At 49.9% G+C, this 26,463-nt stretch carries 22 protein-coding genes; 15 read left to right on the top strand and 7 right to left on the bottom strand.

Annotated elements, in window-relative coordinates:
- Positions 1-7 precede the first annotated feature (7 nt).
- Both BLW68_RS08265 and BLW68_RS08260 read right to left on the bottom strand, forming a co-directional pair.
- Positions 8-952 (bottom strand): glycoside hydrolase family 43 protein, encoded by a 945-nt coding sequence (locus BLW68_RS08265; protein WP_092792219.1) that lies wholly within the window; start codon positions 950-952, stop codon positions 8-10.
- 10 nt (positions 953-962) lie between these two features.
- The gene (locus BLW68_RS08260; protein ID WP_068232795.1) at positions 963-2,315 is read right to left on the bottom strand and encodes an MFS transporter; all 1,353 of its coding nucleotides are present in this window, start codon (positions 2,313-2,315) and stop codon (positions 963-965) included.
- Between the two features lie 223 nt (positions 2,316-2,538).
- On the opposite strand from BLW68_RS08260, the gene BLW68_RS08255 reads away from it, so the two are divergent.
- Together BLW68_RS08255 and BLW68_RS08250 are read left to right on the top strand one after the other, a co-directional pair.
- Positions 2,539-3,612, top strand: coding sequence for an arabinan endo-1,5-alpha-L-arabinosidase (locus tag BLW68_RS08255; protein ID WP_218141332.1), 1,074 nt, complete (start codon positions 2,539-2,541; stop codon positions 3,610-3,612).
- Between the two features lie 37 nt (positions 3,613-3,649).
- Positions 3,650-5,503, top strand: a complete 1,854-nt coding sequence (locus BLW68_RS08250) for a family 43 glycosylhydrolase (protein WP_092792217.1) — start codon at positions 3,650-3,652, stop codon at positions 5,501-5,503.
- 230 nt (positions 5,504-5,733) lie between these two features.
- Here the strand turns inward: BLW68_RS08250 and BLW68_RS08245 are convergent, their stop codons facing one another.
- The gene (locus BLW68_RS08245) at positions 5,734-8,520 is read right to left on the bottom strand and encodes a TonB-dependent receptor (RefSeq protein WP_092792215.1); all 2,787 of its coding nucleotides are present in this window, start codon (positions 8,518-8,520) and stop codon (positions 5,734-5,736) included.
- Between the two features lie 262 nt (positions 8,521-8,782).
- On the opposite strand from BLW68_RS08245, the gene BLW68_RS08240 reads away from it, so the two are divergent.
- The 8 genes from BLW68_RS08240 to speD all read left to right on the top strand — a co-directional run bounded on the left by BLW68_RS08240 (position 8,783) and on the right by speD (position 16,577).
- A complete protein-coding gene (locus BLW68_RS08240) occupies positions 8,783-9,373 on the top strand; it encodes an anthranilate synthase component II (protein WP_092792618.1) in 591 nt (196 codons plus the stop codon).
- 92 nt (positions 9,374-9,465) lie between these two features.
- Positions 9,466-10,581: an HDOD domain-containing protein gene (locus BLW68_RS08235; protein ID WP_092792616.1), complete on the top strand. Its 1,116-nt coding sequence runs from the start codon at positions 9,466-9,468 to the stop codon at positions 10,579-10,581.
- Positions 10,582-10,902: 321 nt separating this feature from the next.
- Positions 10,903-12,120, top strand: coding sequence for an aspartate aminotransferase family protein (locus BLW68_RS08230; RefSeq protein WP_092792212.1), 1,218 nt, complete (start codon positions 10,903-10,905; stop codon positions 12,118-12,120).
- 118 nt (positions 12,121-12,238) lie between these two features.
- Positions 12,239-13,255 (top strand): arginine N-succinyltransferase, encoded by a 1,017-nt coding sequence (gene astA / locus BLW68_RS08225; RefSeq protein WP_092792209.1) that lies wholly within the window; start codon positions 12,239-12,241, stop codon positions 13,253-13,255.
- A 12-nt stretch (positions 13,256-13,267) separates the two neighbouring features.
- A complete protein-coding gene (astD, locus tag BLW68_RS08220; protein ID WP_092792206.1) occupies positions 13,268-14,737 on the top strand; it encodes a succinylglutamate-semialdehyde dehydrogenase in 1,470 nt (489 codons plus the stop codon).
- A gap of 118 nt (positions 14,738-14,855) precedes the next feature.
- On the top strand, positions 14,856-15,203 hold the full coding sequence (locus tag BLW68_RS08215) for a DUF3802 family protein (protein ID WP_092792204.1): 348 nt from the start codon (positions 14,856-14,858) through the stop codon (positions 15,201-15,203).
- An 84-nt stretch (positions 15,204-15,287) separates the two neighbouring features.
- Complete coding sequence (locus BLW68_RS08210) at positions 15,288-15,716, top strand: OsmC family protein (RefSeq protein WP_092792614.1); 429 nt, start codon at positions 15,288-15,290, stop codon at positions 15,714-15,716.
- Between the two features lie 54 nt (positions 15,717-15,770).
- Positions 15,771-16,577 (top strand): adenosylmethionine decarboxylase, encoded by an 807-nt coding sequence (speD, locus tag BLW68_RS08205; RefSeq protein WP_068232775.1) that lies wholly within the window; start codon positions 15,771-15,773, stop codon positions 16,575-16,577.
- 68 nt (positions 16,578-16,645) lie between these two features.
- On the opposite strand, the gene BLW68_RS08200 is transcribed toward speD, so the two are convergent.
- The 3 genes from BLW68_RS08200 to BLW68_RS08190 form a co-directional block, all read right to left on the bottom strand.
- Positions 16,646-19,711 (bottom strand): efflux RND transporter permease subunit, encoded by a 3,066-nt coding sequence (locus BLW68_RS08200; RefSeq protein ID WP_092792200.1) that lies wholly within the window; start codon positions 19,709-19,711, stop codon positions 16,646-16,648.
- Positions 19,708-20,838, bottom strand: coding sequence for an efflux RND transporter periplasmic adaptor subunit (locus BLW68_RS08195; protein WP_092792198.1), 1,131 nt, complete (start codon positions 20,836-20,838; stop codon positions 19,708-19,710). Before BLW68_RS08195 ends, BLW68_RS08200 begins: the two co-directional genes overlap by 4 nt.
- A gap of 78 nt (positions 20,839-20,916) precedes the next feature.
- Positions 20,917-21,546 (bottom strand): TetR/AcrR family transcriptional regulator, encoded by a 630-nt coding sequence (locus BLW68_RS08190; protein WP_092792612.1) that lies wholly within the window; start codon positions 21,544-21,546, stop codon positions 20,917-20,919.
- Between the two features lie 353 nt (positions 21,547-21,899).
- Here BLW68_RS08190 and BLW68_RS21100 point away from each other — a divergent pair, with 353 nt between their 5' ends.
- Complete coding sequence (locus BLW68_RS21100) at positions 21,900-22,040, top strand: hypothetical protein (protein ID WP_177172188.1); 141 nt, start codon at positions 21,900-21,902, stop codon at positions 22,038-22,040.
- A gap of 315 nt (positions 22,041-22,355) precedes the next feature.
- Here BLW68_RS21100 and BLW68_RS08185 read toward each other — a convergent pair whose 3' ends face one another.
- Positions 22,356-22,835, bottom strand: coding sequence for a pyocin activator PrtN family protein (locus tag BLW68_RS08185; RefSeq protein ID WP_092792197.1), 480 nt, complete (start codon positions 22,833-22,835; stop codon positions 22,356-22,358).
- A gap of 544 nt (positions 22,836-23,379) precedes the next feature.
- Here BLW68_RS08185 and BLW68_RS20930 point away from each other — a divergent pair.
- The 4 genes from BLW68_RS20930 to BLW68_RS08165 all read left to right on the top strand — a co-directional run bounded on the left by BLW68_RS20930 (position 23,380) and on the right by BLW68_RS08165 (position 26,017).
- Positions 23,380-23,736 carry a hypothetical protein gene (locus tag BLW68_RS20930; protein ID WP_143039936.1) on the top strand — a complete coding sequence of 119 codons (357 nt, stop codon included), beginning with the start codon at positions 23,380-23,382 and terminating at the stop codon, positions 23,734-23,736.
- Between the two features lie 82 nt (positions 23,737-23,818).
- Positions 23,819-24,181: a hypothetical protein gene (locus BLW68_RS08175; protein WP_092792193.1), complete on the top strand. Its 363-nt coding sequence runs from the start codon at positions 23,819-23,821 to the stop codon at positions 24,179-24,181.
- Positions 24,182-24,298: 117 nt separating this feature from the next.
- Positions 24,299-25,132, top strand: coding sequence for an abortive infection family protein (locus BLW68_RS08170; RefSeq protein WP_092792191.1), 834 nt, complete (start codon positions 24,299-24,301; stop codon positions 25,130-25,132).
- 93 nt (positions 25,133-25,225) lie between these two features.
- On the top strand, positions 25,226-26,017 hold the full coding sequence (locus BLW68_RS08165; protein ID WP_092792189.1) for a DUF4393 domain-containing protein: 792 nt from the start codon (positions 25,226-25,228) through the stop codon (positions 26,015-26,017).
- The last annotated feature ends 446 nt before the right edge of the window (positions 26,018-26,463 follow it).

Below are 26,463 nucleotides of genomic sequence, written 5' to 3'. Positions count from 1 at the left end.
TTAAACTTCACGCCTCTGACGCTTTGCCAAATAGCGGCATGCCGTTGTCATCCCAGCGTATGGCTTTAACATAAGTATGGCGGTTTGGGTCCCATAACGGGTCGCCGACAATTTCGGTATAGGTGCGGGCGTGGTATACCAGCATATCGTGCCGGCCATCTTCTGATACGGTAAAGCTGTTATGGCCCGGGCCATAAACACCATGTTCAAAGCAGCTTTGAAATACCGGCTGCGGCGATTTATGCCAGCTGGCGGGGTTTAACAGGTCGGCATTCTCATCGGCCCACAACAGGCCAATACAGTAGTTTTCATTGGTGGCACTGGCTGAGTAAGTTAAAAAGATTTTACCGTTACGCTTTAGCACTGCCGGGCCTTCATTAACCCAAAAACCGCGCGTTTCCCACTCCAGCTCAGGTTTGCTTAGCATAACCGGCGCCCCGCTTAACTTGTCTGGTGTGTCCATCGTGGCAATATATAAATTGCTGTTGCCTTCGATGGCGTTATCTTTCTGGGCCCAGACATAGTACAGCTGGTCATGGTGGTTAAAAGTGGTGGCATCCAGGCAAAAGGTGTCTATGCCGCTGTCGAGCTGGCCGACAAACTGCCATTGGCCACCAACCGGATTGGCGTCAGTGCAGCGCAGTACATACATCCGGTGCTGGAACAGCTTATTTTTGATTTCGCGGCTGGGAGCCGCGGCAAAATAAATATACCAGGCACCCTGATTAAAATGGATCTCCGGTGCCCAGATCAGCTCAGAGTAAGGGCCGCTGTCGGGCTTATGCCATACCGCTACCGCCGGGGCGCTGGCCAGTTCATTTATTGTCCTGGCGCGGCGTAGCTCAATTAAGTCATAAGCCGGCACTGACGCGGTAAAATAGTAAAAGCCGTCACTGTGTTTATAAATGCACGGATCGGCGCGCTGTTCAATTAATGGCTGCTGTAATCTCACAGTAAACTCCTCAGATAGTAGTGGGCTTAACGACACTGGTTTTCCCGACCAGCTGTTGGTAATAGTTATCGGTAATGCGGTAGCGAAACATCAGCAAGCCCATCAGCAGATGAAATACGCCCGGAATAACCGACAGCATTAAGGCTATGCCGGTTAGGGCCAGCGCACTTTGCGGTTGATCCGGCACATAGTCAAAACCGGCCAGCAGGCTGCCAACCATAAAACCAGCGATGCCCATACCGGCTTTCTGGCAAAAAGAGATACCACCAAAAGCCAGGCCGGACACGCGCTGGCCGGTTTTATCTGCGCCGTAATCAACGGCCTCGGGAATAGCCGACCAGAATACCGGGGCATGCAAATCGACGACAAATGACAGCAGAAAATACAACACAAAGGCCAGCATCACATCACCGGGGTTTACCAGCACATATAGCAGCACACTTAATATCGCCACTAAAATCTGGCTGTAGCGGAACAGTTTTACCTTGCAATAATGCTTGGTGATCCAGGTTGACGCTACCATCGCCAGAATTGCTGCCGCTACCCCGGTAGATAAAAATGCCGACAGCATAGCGGCGTCACCACCAAGATAATATTTGGCGTAGTAAGCGGCGACAGAGCCACGCACCACATAGCCGATAGTGCCGGTAACACATACCGCGCACAGCACCAGCCATTGATCATTTTTCAGCAGGTATTTTAGCTGCTGCAAAAACGGCAATGTTTCTACGGTGTGCTGGATACGTTCGGTAGTGGTGAAAAAACAGAATAAAAACAGCAGTGTTGCCATTAATGCCATCACTCCCATCGCCGACTGATAGCCGCCGGCCAGGTTTTCTCCGCCCCAGTGCTTTGCCAGAATAGGCACAATAATAGTCACCAGAAAAGCCGCGATTTTGGCAAAAAATAACCGGTAGCCGTTGGCGGATAAGCGCTCTTTCGGGTTATCCGTTAGCACGCCAATAATAGAGATATACGGGATGGTCACCGCAGTAAAAATGACCGTGACCAGAATATAGGTAGCATAGGCCCACACCAGTTTACTGTTGTAATCCCAGTCGGGGGTACTGAAGGTAAGGTATACCGCAATACCAAAGGGTACGGCTAAAAACAGGAAGTAGGGCCGGTAGCGGCCCCAGCGGGTAGTAAAACGGTCGGTAATTATGCCCATTAGCGGATCGGTTACCGCATCAACCAGCCGCACCACTAAAAACAGCACCGCTAAGTCGGCTGGCTTTAAGCCAAAAATATCGGTGTAGAAAAACGTGATAATCAGCATCATAGATGACATCACCACGTTGACCGCCATATCGCCGGCGCCAAAGCCGACTTTCTCCAGTACGGAAAGTTTGTGAGTTTGCATAAAGTTCCCTGTCGTTCCCGGTACTATGCGGCAGGTTCAAGCCTGTGATTATTCCTGCGTAGCGCCGGTTTTTATATTTTTTATTCGCAAAACTGCCACAGTTTGGCTGGTTGAGTTTTGCACTGCCGAATAATATATGATAAATAGTAATACAATACTACTAAAATGAAAGCAGATATCTACCCCTATAGGGGGTGGGGTCTGCAGCCTTAAGGAGGCGTAGATGTTAAACGGGGTAATGACCACAAAATGGCTGGCTGGCATAGGCAGGGTTTCAGCGCTGGCCTTGTTATTAACCGGGCAAACCGCCTGCGCAGATGAACAACAAACACTGCCACAACTCAGTATCCATGATCCGGTGATGATTCAGCAAGACAACCGGTTTTATTTATTCAGTACCGGGCCGGGTATTACTTATTATCACTCTGACGATATGTTGCAGTGGCAACTGGCCGGCCGCGTATTTGCTGATGAACCACAGTGGGCTAAACAAGTGGCGCCAAGCTTTGATGGCCATATCTGGGCGCCGGATATTTATCAGCACAACGGTAAGTTTTATTTGTATTACTCGGTGTCGGCTTTTGGCAAAAACACCTCGGCCATTGGCGTTACTGTTAATAATACGCTGGATAAAAGCAGCCCGGATTACCAGTGGCAGGACAAAGGCATAGTGCTGGAGTCGGTGCCGCAGCGCGATTTATGGAACGCGATAGATCCGAATATTATTACCGATGATAACGGCGATATCTGGATGAGCTTTGGTTCATTCTGGGGCGGTTTAAAGCTGGTAAAACTGGCAGATGACCTGGTATCACTGGCACAGCCGCAGCAGTGGCATACCATTGCCAAAGCACAGCGACCGGCCTTTATTGATGACGCCGAACCCGGCCCGGGGGAGCTCGAAGCGCCTTTTATCTTTAAACAGCATGGTTATTACTATCTGTTTGTCTCGTACGGTAAATGCTGCCGTGGTGCCGACAGTACCTATCATCTGGTTGTTGGTCGCGCAAAAAATGTTACCGGCCCTTATCTGGATAAAGACGGTAAGTCGCTAAATGAGGGCGGCGGCACTGTGCTGCTTAAAGGCAACCACGACTGGCCCGGCCTGGGCCATAACAGTGCCTACACCTTCAACGGTAAAGACTATCTGGTGTTTCATGCCTATGAAGCGGCCGATAATGGCTTACAAAAACTAAAAATAGCCGAAATGAGCTGGGATGACGCCAAATGGCCACTGCTCAGTGACAGTGTGCTGAATGATTATCGCAGCGTATTACTGCCAGCAGAGCAAAAATAGCGCGGATAAAGCGACAAACAAAAAACGGGGATAGAAGATGCATAATATTAAACCAATACTTAAGCCGGCATTACTGGCCAGCGCCATAGTGCTGTCACTAAGTGGCTGCCAGCAATCGCTTAATCAGACAGCGGATGCCAGCAATAGCATGGTCAGTGACGCCTATGAAGGCCAGAGTTTTACCAACCCACTGTATAACAATGGCGCCGATCCCTGGCTGGAATATTTTGACGGCAATTATTACCTGACCACCACCACCTGGACCTCGCAGTTAGTTATGCGCAAAGCACCCACGCTGGCCGGGCTGGCAGAGGCAACGCCGGTTTATTTATGGTCAGAAACCGATCCGGCCCGCTGTTGTAACTTCTGGGCTTATGAGTTTCACCGCCTCAAAGGGCCGGATGGTTATCGCTGGTACATGATGTTTACCTCCGGCAAGCAGGAAAACCTCGATGGCCAGCATTTGTCGGTACTGGAAAGTGCCGGTGATGATCCTATGGGGCCTTATCAGTTTAAAGGCTCACCGATGCCGGATAGCTGGAATATTGACGGTAATTATTTGCAGCACAACGGCAAATTATATTTGTTATGGTCAGAATGGCAGGGTGATGAGCAACTAAACTGGATTGCCGAAATGGTTAACCCCTGGACGATTACCGGGCCCAGAGTAGTGCTGTCCAGGCCAGAGCTGCCGTGGGAAATATCCGGCCGTAAAGTGAATGAAGGCGCCGAAGTGTTAAAACGTAACGGTCGCACCTTTGTGGTGTATTCAGCCAGTTACTGTGACACACCCGATTACAAACTGGGTTTGCTGGAACTGACCGGCGATGACCCGCTTAACCCGGCAGACTGGACAAAATACGATAAACCGGTATTTGAACGCGCTAATGGCGTTTATGGCCCTGGCCATAACGGCTTTTTTAAATCGCCGGACAATAAAGAAGACTGGCTGGTTTACCATGGTAACAATAAAGCAACCGATGGCTGCAGTGCGACCCGCTCGTTACGGGCGCAGCCGTTTAGCTGGCATGATGACGGCACGCCAAATTTTGGCCAGCCGGTACCGGAAGGCCAGGTAATAGCGGCACCGTCCGGCGAAAACGGCCCTATAACGGCAGTGCCGCAAGGGGCTGACTGGTTACTGCGTAACGGCCAGGGCCAATGTCTGAGCGTGGTGGATGGTGCCCCGGCGGCTGTTAATTGCTCTGCACAGAGTGCTTTAAAAATAGACCCGACCATGGGCGAGTATTACCGTTTAGTGACCCGGCAGGGCCAGTATATTGGCCTTGGGCTTAACGGTGCGGCTGAAGCCGGGCCATGGCGCAATAAAGTACGCCAGCAGTGGCGTTTTGCGGCAACGGAGACAGCTGCCTGGCAATTAATCAATAAAGCCAGTGATACAGCGTTGCAAATACCGGGTTGTAATACAGAGCAAGGGTGCAGCGACTGGCAGTTACTGCCGGCGGGTAAGGTGGCTATCAGCAGTAGCCACAGTGGTAAGGTGCTATCCGTTGCTGCCGGGCAAACTGCTGGCGCGGCAAAAGTCAGCCAGACAGGCTGGCAAAACCGGCCCGATCAACACTGGCAGTTTAGCCAGACCGAGCAAGGCACTTTGCAGCTGCGTAATGCGAGTAATACTGAGCTTTGTATGGCAGTAGAAGCACAGTCTCTGGCGGCAGGTGCGCCGGTGGTGATGGCTGCCTGCGATGCCAAAGCCAGCCACTGGTTATTGCAGCCCAATAGCTACGGCAGTATGCGGTTAGTGTCGGCGCATAGCAAAGCGGTGCTGGAAGTACCGGCCTGTGCGCTGGCAGATGATACCGAATTAAAACAGGCGCCGCTGGCCGCAGACAGCTTTTGTCAGCGCTTTCATATCCGCGCCATTAACTAACCCCCGGCAGCAGAGCCGCTTTAGGCTCTGCTGCCAGATCACAGGTGAATAAGAATGACAGCTTCATCTATACCAGACGCTGCTGCCCCGGCCTCTGAAGCAGAACAACCTGCGGCTGAGCCGCAAGCTGAACTGGAGCAGCAGGTTGAGTTAGGGTACAACTGACACGGTTTTTTTAACATAAACAAAAGCCCCTGACTTGCAGGGGCTTTTGTATTAGTGCAGCCAGATTACAGGCTGTAACGGAACCCCAGCGCAAAGGTTCGGCTAAACAGCGAAGAGCCAAAGTTATGCGTTGACGGATACTCGTAGTAACTCTGGAAAATTTCGTTAGTCAGGTTGGTCGCATCAAACGTTACCATCAGGTTGTCGGTAACGTTGTAACTTAACTGAAAATCGAGGCTTTTTTCCGGGTTACGGTATATACCCAGCGGATTGGCAAATTGCGCCGCTTCGTAGTTGTTGAGGAAGTCTTCACGCCAGACATACGACAGCCGCATATCGAAACGCTCTTTTTCATAAGCCAGCACCACGCTGTAAGATGAATCCGATACGCCGAATAATGGTGTGGTATCGGTACCCACTACCGTACCTTCGCTGTTGGTGATCGGAATATCCTGCGAAGAATCCAGTATGGTGTAACTGGCTTGTATACCAATGCCATCCAGTAAATCCGGTAACCCTTTGGGGAAGTACACTACACCTAACTCATAACCATCCAGTTTACCGTTTGACGCATTATCCGGCTGGTTCAGGATATAGGGATATTCGCCCTGGCCATCATCGTGAATTACCCGGCGGCGAAAATCGACGACAAAGCCTTCAATGTCACGCTTAAAGGCGGTGGCATACAGCGTACTGCCTTCAGCAAAATACCATTCCAGCGACAGATCGTAGTTTTTAGATTCGGTTGGTTTTAGCTCAGGGTTGCCACCGGTTGCCGTGCCATAACCAATATTGGTAACATCGCGCACATAGTTAATAGTAGGGTTTAGCTGGGCAAAGCCCGGACGGCGCAGCGTTTCGCCGTAGCTAAAACGGGCCAGTAAATCGTCGGTCAGGTTGTAACGTAACATCAGGCTGGGTAATACCTTGCTGGCGCCGGTTGAGGCAGTATTACCGGCAAACGCCATATCGGTATCCACATCAACATAGCGCAAGCCAAACTGGCCATCGAACAAACGCCCACCCAGTTCAGTTTCAAAATCTGCCTGCGCATACAGCGCAGTGGTTGTTTCGGTAACTGAGAAGGTTTGTGCTAATACGCGTTGATCACCAATAGCCAGATTAGATCCGGTTTCAGTGTTGTATATAGTGCGGAACATATCGGCGTTATCGCGGATATAGTAGCCATTGGCAGCTAACCAAGAGGTAGGCACATCCGATTCGCCATCAAAAAAACCGTTGTTGGTATGCAGCAAGCCCTCATAGGTAGCTAACTGACATGCCGCGTTGCCAGAGTTACACAAACCGGTATCTTGCAACAGCTGGGCTTCGGAGGCTTTACGTTTGTCATAACGGCCACCAAAGCTGATATTGGTAATAATACTCTTATTCAGCGTGTAGTCGGCATCTAACGTAAAGGTTAGGGCATCACCGCCACGGCTATAGGCTTGGTCATAAAGCTGAGCCATAGCCCACTGATCCGGTGCGGTTAAATCGGTTGCCGGGCCAAACTGAAAAGCCGGAAGACCGCCGCCGCTGTTAAAGTCGACAGTGATGCTGTCTGCTACCCGCTCAGTACGCATAGCAAAAAAGCTTTCATCGTACTGGGTGTCCTGATACACCACTTCAGAGCGCAGTTGCAGGTTGTCGCCAATCAGCCATTTTCCGCCCAGTGCATACACATAGCTGTCGGTTTTGCCGGTGCTTAAATCGCCACTGGTAAACATATACGGCGAACCAACAGTGCGGGATTTAATAATATTGGTGCCTTCGAACAGGCTGATATCCGGGTTATCGCCTAAGTTGCCCCACCAGTCGACAAAGGAAAACAACAACGAGTTATAAGATTCATTGCGAAAGCCATTATAAAACGCTTCAAAAATGTATTCAGAGGTATCGTTTGGCGCAAACTGAAAAGCCACATTTACTGCCGGGCGCTCGCGTTTACCGGTCAGATCGCTGGCAAACACGGCATCACGCGACAGTAAATATTCGGTAGGTACGCCATTAACATCAAAGGTAGAGCCCGGTGCAAAGGGTAAACCGGCTTCTAAGCCCGGTTGCCAGATCGGGTTCTCTGAGGCCCGGCCATCAGTGCTGCGAATAATTTCGTACGGCGCCCAGCCGGCCGGTGGGTTATTGGTGGCAAACGGCATCATAGCGCCGGCAGTAACGCTTTGATCGCGATAATGCGTTTCAGCATAAGACAGGTTAATCAGCGCGCCAAAGCGGCTATCGCCAATATCCCAGTTATTGCTGAATAACGCACTGATATTCGGGTCAGTTTTATCGGCTTGATCTGAGTGGATACCGCGGCCGGCAACGACCAGCTTACTGGTATCAAAATCAAACGGGCGCTGGGTATGAATATCAATCTGGCCGGCGATACCGGTTTCTATCAGGCTGGCAGAGCGGGTTTTATACACATCTACCCGGTTTAGCAAGCTGGCAGGAATATCAGCCAGTGCCACTGAACGGCCAGAGGCAGTAAAAATATTGCGGCCATTAACGGTGGTGGTAACGTCGTTTAAGCCGCGGATAGACACGGTGGTAACTTCACCGGCACCGCGGTCTGTTACCTGTACCCCGGATAAACGTTGCAGGGCTTCTACTACGTTGTTATCGGGAAATTTACCGATATCTTCCGAGATAATTGAATCGACGATTTGCATGTTTTCCCGTTTCAAATCAACTGAACGGGCCAGGCTGCCACGAATGCCTTTTACCAGAATAACTTCAACCTCATCTGGCGATACTGTGGTGTCGTCACTGCTTTGCTGAGCGTATAACGGATGGGCAGACAATGTTATCGCCATGGCGACAGCACTGCTTAAAACCGAAGGTTTAAACATGAGCATAACTCCCCTTGTCACTTATGTTATTGCCTTCCTGGCCAGAGAAAACTGACAATGGAGGCGTTTTTATATGTGTTTTTATTATTCGTGCTATTGTACGAACTATTAATCATCCTATTGTATGATTAATAGCCTGTCAATGAACTGCTGTAAAAATATCCAAACCCGACTGTTGCGCTTTAGCAGCGCAGCAAAAAGCCGTCGCTTATGGCAAAATAGCCCGTTATTCGCTATAGGCTTACAAAGCAGGGACGGCCGAATGCTGCTGATGATCGATAATTACGACTCTTTTACTTATAACCTGGTGCAGTATTTTGCTGCATTAGGCCAGCAGGTTATGGTGCGGCGCAACGATGATATTAGCGTGGCGCAGATAGCGAAACTGGCGCCGGACCATATTGTTATCTCTCCCGGCCCGAAAACTCCCGATGATGCTGGCGTGTCATTAGCGGCTATTGAGCAGTTTGCCGGCAAAATTCCTATCCTGGGGGTTTGCCTGGGCCATCAGGCTATTGCACAGGTATTTGGTGGCCGCGTGGTACGGGCCCGTCAGGTTATGCATGGTAAAAATTCGCTGGTGCGGCACAATAATCAGTCGGTATTTCATGGCCTGGCCAATCCACTTGATGTAACGCGCTACCACTCTTTAGTGGTAGACAAACACAGCCTGCCCACCGAGCTGGTACAAACGGCCTGGACAGATGATGCCAGCCAGGAAACAGCCGACATTATGGGTTTAATGCACCCTGGGCTGGCATTACACGGTGTGCAGTTTCATCCGGAGGCTATTCTCAGCCAGCAGGGTAAACAGCTGTTAGCTAATTTTTTAACCCTGGCGCAGCCGGGCTAACCCAGCTGGCTTGACTCTGCCAGAGTCCGGTTGCAGTATTGGCAGCAGGCAGTGCGCATGACAACTGTCACCGAATTCAGATGGAGCATTTAGTGTCTTTTGCAGATGTGATGGTGCAGCGCTTTTTTGATCAGTTAGTTGGGGTAAACCCACAAAAAAAACGTCTCGGTTATCAAATCCGGGCGGGGCAGATGGATACGCAGCGTACTTTGCTGGCCGTGGAAGCGCAGGCCCAACAGCTACGCGAGGCCGGCGAGCAGGCTAAAGCCCAGTTTACTGAGTTTGCTCAGGTGCATTTGCATGATGAAGTGGCTGATGAGCTACTACGCAAATTGCACAATATTGAACAGGTGATGGCGTCGTTGTTTGACCCGGGCGAAGCATTTTTTCCGGTGTTGGATTTGCTAAGCGACAAAGTGGTAACCGTTAACAAGCTGGACCCGCTGGTATCAAAAGTACCCTGGTTAAAAGAAGAGCTATTACGGCTGGTTAATCAGCCGCAGTACCGTAACCGCACCGCATCGGGTGCGATGATCAAAGATATTAAAACCGCGCTACGTTTTTTAGGTGTTGAAAGTTTGCAGCTGATTATACCGGTATATGCTATGCGCCGGATGATACCGCATTCAACCGACCCTTTTACGCCGTTAAAAAGCCGGTTGTGGGAGTACACGCTGGCTGTTGCCATTGCCGCGCGTGCGTTAGCAGAGAATAGTGCCGAACATCCTTACAATGCGTTTTGTGCCGGCTTGTTTCATACCACCGGCCATGCCGTAGTTATTCGTAACTACCTGCGTACTTACCTGCAGGTACGCCAGCAGCAACTGCTGCATGCCAGAGAAAATCGCGATACGCAGCTTACCAATACACTGGATCAACTTGAAGCCGATGCCAGCTTTTTGTGTGAAAGCCTGGCAGAGTTTGCGGCGGTACTCAGTGCAGACATCGCTTCGCGCTGGCAGTTAAGTACATTACCGCTATGCCAGACGCTGGATCAACTGGCTGAAGGTGCAGGTTTTGCCGGTTGCAGCCCTCTGGCCAGGTTGGTATTGCAGGCGCAAACCTATGTGCAGTGGCAAACGCTGCGCAAGAGTCAGCAGATATCAGAGCAGGAAACCAGTAATTGGTTTGCAGCGGTACAGTTAAGCAGCGACAGTCAGGATATTCTGGCCAGAACCAACCTAAAACGTTTAGGTATTGAGTTATAAAAGCGCAGCTGTAATAAAAATATCAGCCATAAACATGCAAAGTTATAGCGCAGCTATTTTCATCGCCCGCGCTTAAGGCAGCGCTTGGTGTAGAGTCTGGCGGCAAAACCAGCGTTCTTTTTGCGGCTGGTAGCGCAGTGCTTACTTATTCACATCCTATGCAAATCTATCTGCAGGCCTTATGCTTTCTGGGTTTGCTTGCTGTTGGCACACAAGACAAGGGCTGTTAAATCTGCAATAATGCGCCAAACTTATATCACCGCCAGCTATGTTCTGGCTGTGTAACGGGCTAACTGAAGCGGAATAAAAAAGGAAAACAAAATGACTGGCCAAACGCAAGTAAACCGTGCTCTGTTTGATGAAGTGATGGTACCTAACTACGCTCCTGCCAATATTATTCCGGTAAAAGGTGCAGGTTCGCGGGTGTGGGATCAGCAAGGGCGCGAATACATTGATTTTGCTGGTGGTATTGCCGTAAGCAGCCTGGGGCATTGCCACCCGGCTCTGGTTAGCGCATTAAAACAGCAGGCCGACAAGCTGTGGCATTTAAGCAATGTGATGACGAACGAGCCGGCACTGCGGTTAGCTAGTGCATTGGTTAACGCTACTTTTGCTGACAAAGTCTATTTTGCTAACTCCGGTGCTGAGGCTAACGAAGCGGCTTTTAAACTAGCCCGGCGCTATGCATTGGAAAAATTCGGCGCGCATAAAGATCAGATCATTTCTTTTCATAAAAGCTTTCACGGCCGTACTTTCTTCACCGTAACGGTAGGTGGTCAGGCCGCATATTCTGATGGTTTTGGCCCTAAGCCCGGTGCGGTATTGCACGGCGAGTTTAATAACCTTGATAGCGTTAAAGCGTTAATTTCTGACAATACCTGCGCAGTTGTGCTGGAGCCTATTCAGGGCGAGGGCGGGATTATTCCTGCTACTGCTGAATTTCTGCAGGGCGTACGTGATTTATGTAACCAACACAATGCATTGTTGATTATGGACGAAGTGCAAACCGGCGTAGGCCGCACCGGTAAGCTGTATGCGTATATGCACTATGGCGTAACGCCGGATATTCTTACCACGGCAAAATCATTAGGCGGTGGTTTTCCTATTGGCGCTATGCTTACCACTGACGATATAGCATCGCACCTGAAAGTAGGCACCCATGGCAGCACTTATGGCGGTAACCCGCTGGCTTGTGCTGTGGCAGAGGCGGTGCTGGAAACGGTAAACCAGCCGGAAGTGATGGCGCAGGTATTAAGCAATGAGCAATTATGCCGCCAACAGCTTGCTGCCATTAATGAAAAATACCAGGTATTCAGCGAAATACGCGGCAAAGGTATGTTGCTGGGGGCGATATTAAATGAGCAATACAAAGGTCGCTCGCGCGAGTTTTTCCTGGCGGCGGCAGATCAAGGTTTAATGGCGCTGGTAGCAGGCCCCGATGTCGTGCGGTTTGCGCCATCACTGGTTATTACACCAGAAGATATTACGGCAGGAATGCAGCGTTTTGAACAGGCGGTAAAACAGGTAGTTAATGCCTGACACTACTATCAGGACACTGCTGTTCTGACACGACTATTAAGCAGCACCAAGACTGCAAAAATGAAGCTAAGGGGCCTTAGAGCCCCGAAAACGATAAAGTAAAAGTGGAGTAGCGACGATGATGGTGATTCGCCCAATCCGTGCGGATGATTACCCGGCGCTGTATAGCATTGCGGTTGAGTCTGGACATGGTTTTACCTCGTTACCGGTAAATGATGAACTCTTGATGCGCAAAATAAGCCGCTCGGAGCAGTCATTTAACAAAGTGGTCAGCTCGCCGGGAGATGAAGGCTATCTGTTTGTACTGGAGGATACGCTCACCGGTGAGGTGTGTGGCACCAGCGCATTGGAAGCGGCTGTGGGGCTGGATGATGCGTTTTATCATTACCACCTGGGCAAGGTGGTACACAGCTCACGTTCGCTCGGGGTGTATAAAACAGCTGATATATTAACCCTGTGTAATGATTACACTGGCGTTAGTGAATTATGCACGTTATTTTTGCGTGAAAGCCGCCGCGAGAAAAACAATGGCCGTTTGCTGTCAAAAATGCGTTTTTTGTTTATGGCTGAATTCCCGCAGCGTTTTTCCGACAGAGTGATCGCCGAAATGCGCGGCATTTCTAACTCCGACGGCAGCTCGCCATTCTGGCAGTGGTTGCAGGAGCATTTTTTCTCGCTGGATTTCCCCACCGCAGATTATCTGACTGGCATAGGCCAGAAGGTGTTTATCGCAGAACTGATGCCTAAGTATCCGATTTATGTCAGCCTGCTGAGCAAACAGGCGCAAGCGGTTATTGGCCGGGTACATGATAAAACCAAACCGGCGCTGGCATTGCTGCAGTCAGAGGGGTTTTCGCATCGTGGTTATGTCGATATTTTTGATGCCGGCCCTACAGTAGAAGCCAGAGTGGAACATATCCGCTCAGTGCGCAACAGCCAGCGCCTGCAAGTGCGGCTGGGCGATGTCAGTAACGGCCAGCCTTATCTGATATGTAATACCAGCGTTGTAGACTTCCGGGCTACCTGGCTGGCACTTGACGTAAACGAACACAGCGCAGAGGTAACCCTGCCGGCTGATGTGGCCGCCGCACTGCGGGTAAACGCGGGCGACTGGGTTCGGGTTACCAGAATTTAATAGGGGAGAGATATGAATCACGCAGTACAGTTTATTAATAATCAATGGCTTGGTGGTGAAGGTAAAGAGTTTACTTCACTGGACCCGGTAAAAAATACGCAGGTATGGCAAGGCCAGGCGGCAACTGCGGCTCAGGTAGATACTGCGGTGCAGGTGGCACGTAAAGCGCAATATGACTGGGCAGGTTTAAGCTTTGATGAGCGTGTTGCTGTGGTAAAAAAGTTTGCTGAGCAACTTAGCGAAAATAAAGAAGCGATGGCACTGACTATTGCCAGCGAAACCGGTAAGGCACTCTGGGAAGCCCGCACCGAAGTGGCGGCCATGATTGGTAAAATTGATATCTCTGTACGGGCTTATCAGGAGCGCACCGGCACCAAAGAAAACCCCATGCCGCAGGGCCGGGCTTTTGTGCGGCATAAACCGCATGGCGTAGTAGCGGTATTCGGGCCTTATAATTTTCCCGGCCACTTACCCAATGGCCACATAGTACCGGCCTTGCTGGCAGGTAATGCCGTGGTGTTTAAACCCTCAGAGTTAACGCCGAAAGTGGCAGAGGAAACGGTAAAACTATGGCAGCAGGCCGGTTTACCTGCTGGCGTTATTGCTTTACTGCAAGGCGAAGTAGATACCGGTAAGGCGATTGCCGGCCACAATGGTATTGATGGTATTTTCTTTACCGGCAGCTCCCGCACCGGCCATTACCTGCACCAACAGTTTGCCGGCCGGCCGGATAAAATTCTGGCGCTGGAAATGGGCGGCAATAACCCGCTGATTGTCCAGGATGTCGCTAATATTGATGCCGCAGTGCACGATATTATTCAGTCGGCTTTTATTTCTGCCGGCCAGCGTTGTACCTGCGCCCGTAAATTGTTTTTACCGGCTAATGCACAGGGCGATGCCATTCTGGCGCGCCTGCTTGAAGTAACCCGTAATATCAAGGTCGGTGTGTATGACGCCGCCGAGCAGCCTTTTATGGGTTCAATGATTTCTGTTGCCGCAGCTAAAGGTATGCTGGCTGTGCAGCAGCAGTTAGTTGAATTGGGTGGGAAGGTGCTGGTTGAAATGCAGCATATTGATGTTAACACCGCTTTGGTGAGCCCGGGCATTATCGAATGCAGCAATATAACCGATTATCCGGATGATGAGCATTTTGGCCCCTTGTTAAAAGTATTTCGTTTCACTGATTTTGATCAGGCGATTGATGCGGCTAACAATACCCAGTTTGGTTTATCTGCCGGGCTGTTAAGTGACAGCGCTGAGTTATATCAGCATTTCTTCCGCCGTATCCGCGCCGGTATTGTTAACTGGAACCGGCCAATTACCGGTGCCAGTTCAGCCGCACCTTTTGGCGGTGTGGGTTCAAGCGGCAATCACAGAGCCAGTGCGTTTTATGCCGCAGATTACTGTGCTTATCCGGTGGCGTCTGTGGAACTGGAGCAGGTGGTATTGCCAGAGCAATTATCGCCGGGTCTGGCTTTTTAAGTCTGGCAGTAAATAAATCTTATCGGGGCTAACGCCCCGATTTGTTTTCTGCTGCAGTATTTGCTTAAATAACGCATACTTAATGCATCTCTTGCCAACAGTTAGGTGTAAACAGCCCATGGTCACAGATAAACCCGGATACGAGCATTTGATCCAGTTTCTGACAGAGCATTTGTCGCTGTTTGAGCAAACCGGCTCGGGTGATACAGATAAGACTATTGGTGCCTTACTGGAAGAGTCTATTGCAGAGCAAATTATCACGCTTTGCACCCAGCACACTGAGCTGGAAATGAACCACCGCAGCATGATTATCCGTGAAGTTGACGGCATTATGTATGACTTTCAGGAGGTGCTTGCCAGTGTGCTGGATAAAAAAGCCACCCGCCAGCAGGCTGAACTTATCAATGAAATCTCTCTGCTAATCAAAAACCTGTTCGATACTGCCATCGCCGATCTGATGGATTAACGCCACACCTTACTGCAAATGTGCTAGATACCTGAGCAGCTTTTACGTAGAATGTCGGCCTCCTTTTTCTGGCTGGGGTTTGTGATGGAAGCAACGGTTAAATGGCACGATAACAACACCTTTATTGGCCGCTCTGGTAGTGGTCATGCAGTGGTATTCGACGGCAATAAAGATGACAGTACCGCCCCCAGCCCGATGGAAATGGTGCTGATGGCCGCAGGTGCCTGCTCATCTGTTGATGTTGTCAGTATTTTAAAAAAATCCCGCCAGCAGGTGCTTGATTGTGAAGTTAAGCTAAGTGCCGAGCGCGCCGACACCGTACCTAAAGTATTTACCAAATTGCATCTGCATTTTGCCGTAACCGGGGTTAACCTCAGTGAAAAGCAGGTAGAGCGGGCAGTGCAGTTATCGGCAGATAAATATTGTTCGGTATCCATTATGTTATCCGGCAGCGTAGCCGTAACACATTCATTCAGTGTTGTAGCTGCTGAGCTTACGCCGGCAGCAGAATAACAGCAGTAAATTAGTCAAAACCGGTAACCGGTTTTTTAGCGGAGACAATGTTAAGTGGTTAAGCCTTTTGAAAAATTGAAACTACACGGTTTTAATAACCTGACAAAAAGCCTGAGTTTCAGCCTTTATGACATTTGTTATGCCAAAACTGAGCAACACCGGCAGGAATACATCGAATATATCGACGAGCAATATAATGCCGATCGGTTGACGGATATTCTGACTGAAGTCACTGATATAATCGGTGCTAACATTCTGAATGTGGCACGGCAGGATTATGATCCGCAAGGCGCCAGCGTTACCATACTGGTAAGTGAAGAGCCGGTACTGGTTGATCCGGACAACTCAGAAAACCCGGGGCCGCGGCCTGATGCCGTTGTGGCACATCTGGATAAAAGCCATATTTGCGTGCATACCTATCCGGAAATCCATCCGCATGATGGCATCTGTACTTTCCGTGCCGATATCGAGGTTTCTACCTGCGGTATTATATCGCCACTGAAAGCACTGAACTTCCTGATCCACAGCTTTGAATCTGACATAGTTACTATCGACTACCGCGTACGTGGTTTTACCCGTGATGTCAGCGGCACCAAGCATTATATCGATCACCCTATCAGCTCTATTCAGAACTTTATGGACGAAGACACCAAACGTGCCTTCCAGATGATTGACGTTAACGTGTATCAGGAAAACCTGTTCCACACCAAGATGATGCTAAAAGAAGCTGATTTGAATAACTACCTGTTTGGTATGGGCAAAGATTCAATGACGCCGGAAGAGCAAAAAACAATCAGCAAAAAAGTGTTTCGCGAAATGCGCGAGATTTTCTACGGCCGTAACCTGCCGGATATGAAGTAACACTATATAAAAGGCCGTAGTTAGCTTTGGCTAGCTACCGGCCTTATTGAATCAGGCTTAATTGTGCTTTAGTTGCCCTGCCCGGGTTTTATTTTGAACCAGATGGCATACATGGCTGGCAGAAATACCAGCGTTATCACTGTTCCGGCGAAGGTGCCGCCGATCAGCGTGTAAGCGAGCGTGCCCCAAAACACGGAATAAGTGAGCGGGATGAACGCCAGAATAGCGGCCAGCGCCGTTAAGATAACCGGCCGTGCCCGCTGCACAGTAGCCTCGACCACGGCGTGGAACGGGGCCAGCCCAGCCTGTTGATTGTGGTCTATTTGGCCAATCAGGATCAGCGTATTGCGCATCAGGATGCCGGACAGCGCAATTAAACCCACCAGTGCATTAATGCCAAATGGCTGCTGGAATAACAGCAGTATTGGCACCACACCAATCAAGCCCAAAGGACTGGTCAGAAATACCATGATCATTGCCGGGATAGAACGCACCTGCAAAATGATGATCAGTAAGGTAATGGCCAGCATAATAGGGAAGATGGGCAGCATTGCTGTCATCGCCTTGCCGGATTCTTCAATAGAACCTGCTTCTGCAATGTGATAGCCCTTGGGCAGCGCCTGTATAATCGACTGCAACTGCACAGTAATAGCGGTAGATACATCCGGCGGCTGTAAGTCTTCGGCGATGTCGCCGCGCACTGTGATGGTTGGCATGCGATCGCGCCGGCGCATAACAGGCTCTTCCATCCGCACCTTAACCTCTCCCACTTGTGCCAGCGGGATACGCTGGCCGTCGGCACCCGCCAGGGTGAAATCGGCAATTCTGGCCGGATCGAGCCGGGTGTCGCCGGCTGAGCGCGCGACCACCTGTACGGTGCGAATATCTTCACGCACAGTAGTAACCGGTACACCACTTAACAAGAATTGCAGTTGCTGCGCTACTGCGCTGGAGGTGAGGCCGACGGCCTGTAATCTGTCCTGATCCAACGTGAAATGCAGCGTAGGCGTGCGGCTGCCCCAGTCGGTATTAACTGTGCGCATCATCGGGCTGGCCGCCATCACCTGCTCCACCTCTGCTGCGATACTGCGCAACGTATCAGGATCCGGGCCGCTAACCCGGTAAGCCACCGGAAACGGCGAATAAGGGCCAAATACCAGCTGGGTGACGCGTACCTGTGCCTCAGAGGCGAGCCCGTCAGCGATAGCTTGCCGTAGCCGGTGTTTTAGTGCCTCACGTTCATGCTGGTTGTCAGTGCGTACCACTATTTTCGCAAAGGACGGATCCGGCAGTTCAGGACCGACTGAGAAGAAGAAACGGGGCGCGCCCTGGCCAACATAAGCGGTAACAATTTTGGCTTCCGCTTGTTGCGCCAGCCAGACCTCCACTTTCTCTGTGGCGGCACTGGTTTGCGTAATGGCGCTGCCGTAGGGCATTTGCAACTCAACCAGCACTTCCGGGCGGTCGGATATCGGGAAGAATTGCTTCTTAACCACTGCCATGCCTATGACTGACAGCACGAACAAGCCTATCACTGCACCTGCGACCAGCCATTTGCGCGAGATGACAAGTCCCAGCAGTTTGCGAAAGCGGTTATAGTGCGCGGTGTTATAGATAGTGTCATGACCGCCGGCAACTTTTTTGAAGTCGGGCAGCATTTTTACACCCAGGTAAGGCGTAAATACCACAGCCACCAGCCAGGATGCCGTTAGCGCAATACCTACGATCCAAAACATATTGCTGGTGTATTCACCGGCGGAGGAGCGGGCGAAGCCATTGGGCATAAAACCAACAGCCGTGATCAGCGTGCCCGATAACATCGGCGCTGCGGTATGGCTCCAGGCATAGGCCGAAGCGGCAATGCGGCTGTAGCCTTCTTCCATTTTTACCACCATCATTTCAATGGCGATGATGGCATCGTCTACCAATAAACCCAGTGCCAGGATCAACGACCCCAGGGTAATGCGGTCGAAGTTCTTGCCACTCGCAAGCATCAGCATAAACACTATCGCCAGGGTGAGTGGCACTGCGGCGGCAACCACTACGCCCACGCGCCAGCCCATACTAACGAAGCACACCAGCATCACGACCAGTAAGGCGACAAAAAACTTAACCATAAACTCATCGACCGCCGAACTGATATTGACCGCCTGATCCGTAACCTTGCTCAGGCTCATGCCCAGCGGCAGTTCGCTGTTAATCGCAGCAACCTCGCTGCCCAGTGCCTTACCGAGATCGAGTCCATTCCAACCGTCGCGCATAATAATGCCCAGCAGCAGGGCCGGCTCGCCGCCATTACGTACCATAAAGGTTGCCGGGTCTTCATAGCCGCGCGTGACCGTAGCAATGTCTGATAATTTCAGGCTGCGGCCTTGCGCCATCACCGGTGTATCGCGAATGTTCTGCAATTCGTCAAAGGCGCCATCCAGCCGGATAAACACCTCCGGTCCTCTGGTTTCCACCGAGCCTGCCGGTGTCAGGGCATTTTGGTTATTCAGTGCGGCGAATACCTGCTGCGGGCTAACACCCAGCGTGGCCAGACGTTCATGCGAGAACTCAATATAAATGCGTTCGGCCTGTTCACCGACGATGTTGACCTTCTTGACGCCGGGTACGTGCAGCAGCCGCTGGCGCAGCGTCTCAGCCTCGCGCACCAGCAAACGCTGCGGTTCGCCTTTGGCTTTCAGCGCAAACAGGGCAAAGGTCACGTCGGCGTATTCGTCGTTGACCATAGGGCCGATCACGCCGGAGGGCAGGTTAGCGGCCTCATCACTGATTTTTTTGCGGGCCTGATAGAACTCCTGCTGCACTTCAGCAGGCGGTGTCGTATCGAGCAAGGTCAATGTTGTGAAAGCTAAACCCGGTCTGGTGTAGGTTTCTGTACGGTCATACCAGCGCAGTTCCTGCATGCGTTTTTCGAGCTTTTCTGCTACCTGGTCCTGCATCTCCTGCGCTGTAGCCCCGGGCCAGGCAGTGATAATGGTCATGACCTTAATGGTAAAGGCCGGATCTTCGGCCCGCCCCAATTTAGAAAAGGCAATGATGCCTGCCAACGAGATCAGCACGATCAAAAACAAGGTAACAGCACGCTCACGTACCGCTATTGCAGAGAGATTAAAACGGCCTTCACTCATGGCTGAGCTCCTTTGACCGCAGTTGTTACCGTCTGATGCGCCAGCCGGACCTGCTCGCCTTCGCGCAGCAAGTGGGCACCAAGTGCAACGATAAGCTCGCCGGGCTGCAGTTGCCCGCTGATACGCGCGCTGTCATCAGTCAGATGTTGCACCTGTACCGGTCGCCATGAAACCGTGGCCGGTTCGCCACTAACAGCCCATACGCCAGCACCCTTGCCAGCGTCAAACAGCGCACCGATTGGCACCTGCACTACACCATTGGCAACATCATTGGGTTGGGAGCCATGCTCATCTGCCAGCCGGATACTAACGGTGGTACCCAGCGGGATGTCAGCCGGTGCACCCTGCAGCACATATCGTGCCTCGAAGGTACGGGTTAACGGATCGGCGACGTCAGACAGTTGCCGCAGGGTGGCCGCCACGCTGTGGCCACCATTACCGAACAGCGTGGCGTGGGCGGCAGAACCCGGTACAGGTCGCAGGGTTTCCGGTAAGCGGATAATAGCCTCACGGGAGCCAGCATGGGCCAGCCGTACTACAGTCTGGCCGGCATTAACAACCTGCCCCGGCTCAGCCAGGGTTTCCATCACTACGCCATCGGCATCAGCGACTAAGTCGGTATAGGCAGTGGCGTTCAGTGCCACTTTAGCCTGAGCTTCGGCGGCACTGAGTTGTGCCTGAGCGGCATCGGACGCGGCTTTAGCCTGATCGTAGGACGAGTCGGATATTGCGCCGGTTCCGCGCAGGCCACGATAACGGACTTCATCTGCTGCGGCCTGCATGGCTTGTGCCCGTGCGGCCGCTACTGCTTGCTGCTGAGCCAGCGCGGCGAGTTGCAAGTCGACAGGGTCAATACGCAGCAGTGGCTGACCGCGTTTGACGGTTTGGCCGGTATCCACTAACCGCTCCAGCACCTTGCCGGAGACACGAAAGCCAAGGTCACTTTGCACCCGTGCGGCGACAACACCGCTAAATGTCCGGGACCCGGCCGATGCTTCCTCAACAATAACAGTACGCACCAGTGGCGCAGCAAGGCGCGGATCGGCCGGGGATGTTTCACCACAGCCAAGCAATACCAGTGGCAACGCAGATAAAACAGTAAGTGAAACGAGGTAACGCCGATACATATAAAGCCCCCTTGACGACTGGATCAGGGGAGTTATTTTTATTCATGTGACCAAATTAGTCAATGGTCACTGTAAAATTTATGGTGAAAGGCTGCGCAGTACCAAACTGGATAACTGCGCAGATGCATCACTGGCATGATCAAAACTGTGTTGCAATAGCAGTGGATTAAGATAAGGTCTTATCACCAGATAAATAGCCATAACCGTTTCATCAAGCGGGGTTTTACGCTCAAAATCTCCGCTTAACCGACCTTGCTGCAACACATCCTGCAGTAACTGCTGCATGCGCTCCTCGTAAGCAAGTGCAGCTTGCCAACGTTCAGACGCCGCGGAGGCGGCAATCTCATACAGCTTCTGATCGCGGAAAAATAAGCGAACGCTGGCTTCAACAATCGCTTTGAACATTCGCCGCAGTTTTTCCGGCGGTCGCTCTGCTTCATCAATAGCTGCACGTACCTCAGCTTCGATTTCACGCAGGCAGTTGGCACAGATCATCTCGCCAATAACCTGTTTAGAAGGGAAGAACTTATAGATATAGGCTTTTGAAAAACCAATAGCTTTGGCCAGATCAGAAACCGTAGTTTTTACATAACCATACTGGCTGAAATGCTCTGTAGCCGCATGCAGAATTTGATCCCGCACATCGTGGTCGGCCGGTCCCCGGCTTGATACAGGATAGGTATTTTCGTTGCTCGTTCCGTTACTCATTTCGTTACCCATAACGTCATGCTGTCTGTAGTAATTAAACTGATAGCCAATAGTGTATCCTCTGCATAAAAGATTGACAACGAGTAACCATTTTGAGATATGGTCACGATTTGTGATTGAGTTTTTTCGCGGAAGAAGGGTATGCATAAACCCGGACCAAAGCCCGGCAGTCGCAATCCGTTAGGCAAGTGCTGAATTTGACGCCCAATTTCGAGCGTTATAGCAACGCTTACTGTCGGGCAGGCTGCCAAAGGTCCGTGATACGCGGTATACTAGCGCTTCACCTTGATGTCCTTTAACTGTATAGAGATATGGGGCAGGTGCAATTAATAAATGACTGGAAATAGCGGAAAATGACTGAAAAACAAGCTAATCAAAACCCGGTAAAATCGAGTATTGGCGCCGGTGTTGGCCAGCTTGCCCTCGATCATCGCTTTTCGATTGCCCCTATGCTGGACTGGAGAGGTGGCTTAAGGCAGGTTATTGTTTTATAAAGATTTATAGGTAATCTGGTGCGCAATTTTGTGGTGGTTCAGTCCCCCACGCTTGTAGCAATAAAGCAATATACGGATAAATCAGGCAAAGTAAAGTCTCTTATAAAGGCCATCCTCGTGATGGCCTTTATGTTTTTATCAGACTTAGCAGGGGGAAGATTTGTGCATAATTGAGCATGCAGAGGCAAGCTTACTGAGACATTCAGCCGTTGGCAATGTGCTTGGCTATGGCAAATGGAGAATGCCCGAACTTGTCAGGCATTGAGAGTATAGATACAAGTGAGTGGGGGCATGGGAAACCACGCCAGTGGCGTTCTAAGCGGCGATGGTGATCTTTCTGCGGGTAAGCACAAACTCAGCCAGATCGGTTACCAAAACCAAAATAGGAGCTTTTTGTGAGGTATTAAGCCGGAATGCGTTCAGTCCCAACCGTTTTAGCTCGCCGGTATTGAATTTTGCCTGGGCCGATTTGTGGCTCATGTTCAGGTATTTATCTGATACCACTTCCAGTGGTATTACGGCTGTACCGTGTTCTGTCATCAGTCCAAATTCAAGTATTTGTTGTGCGTTCATATCGTCATCTCTCAGTTTTAATCTGCGGTTAGCATCAATAAGGTTGGCCAGATCCGCGACATTGATAGTTAGTTGGCTATTAACCAGCGTCCTGAATTCCGGTATTGCACGCGCTGTTTTCAGTGCCACGCCGAAAAATTTCGTCGCAACAACTCCTGCATCCAGGTTTAGATAGCCGTCAAACTGTTTCACCAGTAGTTGGGCGGTACTGCTTAGCCTCATTCAAAACTCCAATCTCGCTCGAGTGATGAAATGCTAAAGAAAAATTTTTCTTTTCAGAAAATGTGATTATGCTGAACTAGATGCTTTTGAGCTGCTCATTATCAGCCGCAAGCTGATATACCTGCTCTTAAAGCCATTTTAGAAAGAAGCCTCAGTATCTGCTGATAGCTTGTCGAAAGGTGTCATATAGGTGTTATTAATTTCAAGCTGGCTACCCGAGATCCCTTTGCCTGGCTGGTGGCTAAGTGCTAAAACCTGACATCCCTCATGGTGACAAACCTTCGCTAATTACTTCATTTATTAACTCCAACTACTGGTTAAATTGCCAGATATATCGCTTGAGTAAATTTAAGAACAATTAGCGTACTACCTGTATAAATTTTGTCGGATTCAAAAGTTTACTCATTTCAGAAAAATTTATTGAATTAGAGGTACATCAACGTTAATTTGGTATTAGTAAAAATCATGAAAGGTGGCAGAAAAAATTTCTACTTGCGGGCACAAAGCCTTCTATTAAATTGTTAGCTCCACAGAGGACAAATTTATGCCACATAAACTTACAGGCAGGGATGGAAAGGCAGTAACCATTCCTGATGGTGGTCACGGCCTTCAGGGACGTGATGGTCATATGGTCGCAATCCCAAAAGGTGGTCATGGCTTGCAAGGCCGAGATGGAAGAATGGTGGCTATTCGAGCCGGTGGTCATGGCTTAGAGGGGCGCGATGGTCGTATGGCTTACATACCTAAAGGTGGGCATGGTCTTCAAGGCCGTGACGGGAGAATGGTCGGAATCTCCCCCGGAGGACATGGTTTGGAAGGCCGTGACGGCCGCATGGTTGCTATTCCTAAAGGTAAGCACGGCGTTGAAGATGAGAAAGGCCGTATTCGAGTCAAGAGCTAACAAAACCATTAAATTCGCTCCCTACGGTCGGACGCTCGTTCCTCGCGCCGTTTATGGCGAGCGTTAGGCATCAGGAGGAAACATGGAAGTATACGTTTTTGTTTACCACGTAAAGCCAACAAAAGGCTCTCCTGAATACGGTAAAGTTGGTGGTGCTCACGCAGATATTTGGGTCTTTGAATCATCGCGGGGTGCCGCCGAAATTAAAGCGCTTTCATACCTTATGGATTACGCTTGGGAAGTAATCGAGGTAGAACGCGAACTTTTGCTAGATGAAGAGCAGATTGTTCAGTATCGACCAGACGTCCAGGCAAATTACCACCAAGCAAAAACTCGTGGTATTTCTTCGTTTTTTTCTGGTTATCCTCCAGAGGATCTTGAGGATGTTGCTGTCGAAATTCGTCCACTTAATAAACCTCCCGCTAGTTCAGGTAATAAACACTAATGCTTGGCAAGTTGCTTAATTTAATTCCTGCCACACACAACGTGCCCTCCACGGGACTGTGTACGCTGCGCTGTAGCAGCCTACTAGCAATGCGTTATAAAAAATGGGGAGCAATTGATGCCGCTTCAAATGGCAAGTGAACTTAGATTTCCCATGGGATCAACGACTCCACTCAGTGAACAGTCTGTAGATGATTTTATTTCATTGATAAGAAGAGTATCAGGGGGAATGAGTCGGCAAGGAATAATAGAAGTATTTAAACAACACTTTTGCAAAGTTTCTGGTGATTATTACGCCCGCAGTTCTTCTATTGACTGGGCTGAGTCTGACATGTCCAGTCAGGCTCAAAATGCGGCAAAGGATGCTCCGAATTTTATAGCTGCTGTCTATGAGGCTTTAGAGGAACTGGAGCATAGTGGCGCTACTGTACCAACAGTACAAAATATCAATCAGATTCTGCTTAAGAACCAAGACCATTATCAAATTGTTGATGATCAGCTCACTCAAACAGCAGGCAGTGTTGCTGCGCCAGAATTCAGTGAATCTATTTCGACTTCGGTGATGAGGGCTTTGGGAGACGCGAAGGCATTAATCGGCACGGTGGATTCGTCAAGCGCAATTGATCGTGCTCATACTGCTCTCCATGGATATTTGGTGCAACTTTGTATCGACAATCAAATTGATCTACCCAACGACCCTACGGCATCAAAAGCGTTCAAACAACTTCGACAGTTTCATCCGGCATTACAAGCGTCAGGTCATAGGGCTGATGAAGTTACCAGAGTTCTTAATTCTTTTGCCGCGTCAATTGACGCCTTTTCTACGCTTAGAAATAAGGCGAGCCTCGCACATGTGAATGACTTGCTAGATGTCCCTGAAGCAACCGCCATTGTTAATGCAATGTATACCGTTTTTAGGTACATTCAAGACTGTATAAAGAGAATGCGGTAGAGATTTTGTATAACAAAAGCAAGCAAACGGATTAATTTTCCGCTGCGCTCCAAATTGCCCGGTACTGCGTGCGTTAAATGCACTGGAGACATGATGATAGATGAGAGCGTGAAAGCGATAGCCGAAAAGCTCGCTATTCCGGTTTATGAAGATGCTCTGAGCCCTTTTTCTAAAGAATTATCAAAGGGATTAGTCTCCATTGCCAGAATGGTAAATTCGGGAATTTTCCTTGTAGAAGATAGCGTTCACGCGGTCACAAGCGTCTTGCGGATGACTGCTGAGAATCTGGCATTATTAGCACCTGAGCAAATTTCATTCGATCGACCAAGGGTTGCTCTTCAGGCTCTGAATGAGGCCAGATTTGCAATAAATGAAGATGAAATACAGCGCCTTTTTTCAAATCTAATATCGGCAAGCCTAGACAAGAAAACTTCGGGGATTGCTCATCCGGCGTACATCGAAATAATCAAGCAGCTCCAGCCGGATGAAGCTAGGATCCTTCGGTTTATGTTTAATAAAGAAAAGCATAGAAAAGGTCATGCACCAACGATTGATATAGTCCAACAAGATTCGGAGGATAGTAACTTTGGAATCACATCAACTACAGCGGAAGTAAACCTAATCTGTGAAGACGCTGATTGCGATAACCCCGAAAACTCGGTTATGTATTTCTCCAACTTAAAACGGTTGGGCCTGCTAACTCCAACATCAGGTACTTCTTTCCCAAAGGAAGAGCATGAAAGAATTTTCTTATCAGAGAAAGTAAAAGAAATATGCAGTGTAAATTCGCAACTAGATAGAGTTTCTTATAAAAGCGGGCAATATAGCTTTACAGGCTTTGGCCGAGGCTTTGTCGATTCGTGTGTCGGAAGGTATAGCATTTAACAAGTCTGATCGACAAAGTCGGCGCTCTTTATTGGAATTCATCTGTGCTGAGACAAACAAAGTTCCTTGATGTCTTTTCGCAGATCGTGTGCCAATGATGCGTATTTCGGGATGATCCGGCCAGCGATTTCGGCATGAGTCGGCCACCCATTTCGGTATCATCCGGCCACTGATTTCGGCCTTATCCGGCCACCTGTTTCGGTATCGTCCGGCCAGTTTGTTCTTCCTTCGTTTTACGGACTTTGGCATAACAGTTTTTTAACTGTTTGCCGGAGTAGTCATGACACGTAAAAAGAAAATGGTAAGGACAGATATGCAAACTTATCTGGATATATTCCGTCTTAAATTTGAGGCCAGACTAAGCGACAGGCAAATCTCTCAGGCTTTAAATATTGGCCGGGCAACCATCAGTGATTTGGTTATCCGCTTTAACAATTTAGGCCTCA

This window comes from Rheinheimera pacifica (assembly GCF_900108485.1).
GTDB lineage: Bacteria > Pseudomonadota > Gammaproteobacteria > Enterobacterales > Alteromonadaceae > Alishewanella > Alishewanella pacifica.
This window is presented reverse-complemented; position numbering and strand designations above follow the sequence as displayed.

What these genes read in the sequence shown, in the direction of transcription:
- BLW68_RS08195 (WP_092792198.1), bottom strand. Translation starts at nt 20,838, where the DNA reads ATGTATCGGCGTTACCTCGTTTCACTTACTGTTTTATCTGCGTTGCCA.
- BLW68_RS08245 (WP_092792215.1), bottom strand. Translation starts at nt 8,520, where the DNA reads ATGTTTAAACCTTCGGTTTTAAGCAGTGCTGTCGCCATGGCGATAACA.
- BLW68_RS08170 (WP_092792191.1), top strand. Translation starts at nt 24,299, where the DNA reads ATGCCGCTTCAAATGGCAAGTGAACTTAGATTTCCCATGGGATCAACG.
- BLW68_RS08255 (WP_218141332.1), top strand. Translation starts at nt 2,539, where the DNA reads ATGTTAAACGGGGTAATGACCACAAAATGGCTGGCTGGCATAGGCAGG.
- BLW68_RS08185 (WP_092792197.1), bottom strand. Translation starts at nt 22,835, where the DNA reads ATGAGGCTAAGCAGTACCGCCCAACTACTGGTGAAACAGTTTGACGGC.
- BLW68_RS08250 (WP_092792217.1), top strand. Translation starts at nt 3,650, where the DNA reads ATGCATAATATTAAACCAATACTTAAGCCGGCATTACTGGCCAGCGCC.
- BLW68_RS08230 (WP_092792212.1), top strand. Translation starts at nt 10,903, where the DNA reads ATGACTGGCCAAACGCAAGTAAACCGTGCTCTGTTTGATGAAGTGATG.
- BLW68_RS08200 (WP_092792200.1), bottom strand. Translation starts at nt 19,711, where the DNA reads ATGAGTGAAGGCCGTTTTAATCTCTCTGCAATAGCGGTACGTGAGCGT.
- astD (WP_092792206.1), top strand. Translation starts at nt 13,268, where the DNA reads ATGAATCACGCAGTACAGTTTATTAATAATCAATGGCTTGGTGGTGAA.
- BLW68_RS20930 (WP_143039936.1), top strand. Translation starts at nt 23,380, where the DNA reads ATGCCACATAAACTTACAGGCAGGGATGGAAAGGCAGTAACCATTCCT.
- BLW68_RS08175 (WP_092792193.1), top strand. Translation starts at nt 23,819, where the DNA reads ATGGAAGTATACGTTTTTGTTTACCACGTAAAGCCAACAAAAGGCTCT.
- BLW68_RS08190 (WP_092792612.1), bottom strand. Translation starts at nt 21,546, where the DNA reads ATGAGTAACGGAACGAGCAACGAAAATACCTATCCTGTATCAAGCCGG.
- BLW68_RS08215 (WP_092792204.1), top strand. Translation starts at nt 14,856, where the DNA reads ATGGTCACAGATAAACCCGGATACGAGCATTTGATCCAGTTTCTGACA.
- astA (WP_092792209.1), top strand. Translation starts at nt 12,239, where the DNA reads ATGATGGTGATTCGCCCAATCCGTGCGGATGATTACCCGGCGCTGTAT.
- BLW68_RS08240 (WP_092792618.1), top strand. Translation starts at nt 8,783, where the DNA reads ATGCTGCTGATGATCGATAATTACGACTCTTTTACTTATAACCTGGTG.
- BLW68_RS21100 (WP_177172188.1), top strand. Translation starts at nt 21,900, where the DNA reads ATGACTGAAAAACAAGCTAATCAAAACCCGGTAAAATCGAGTATTGGC.
- BLW68_RS08260 (WP_068232795.1), bottom strand. Translation starts at nt 2,315, where the DNA reads ATGCAAACTCACAAACTTTCCGTACTGGAGAAAGTCGGCTTTGGCGCC.
- BLW68_RS08210 (WP_092792614.1), top strand. Translation starts at nt 15,288, where the DNA reads ATGGAAGCAACGGTTAAATGGCACGATAACAACACCTTTATTGGCCGC.
- BLW68_RS08165 (WP_092792189.1), top strand. Translation starts at nt 25,226, where the DNA reads ATGATAGATGAGAGCGTGAAAGCGATAGCCGAAAAGCTCGCTATTCCG.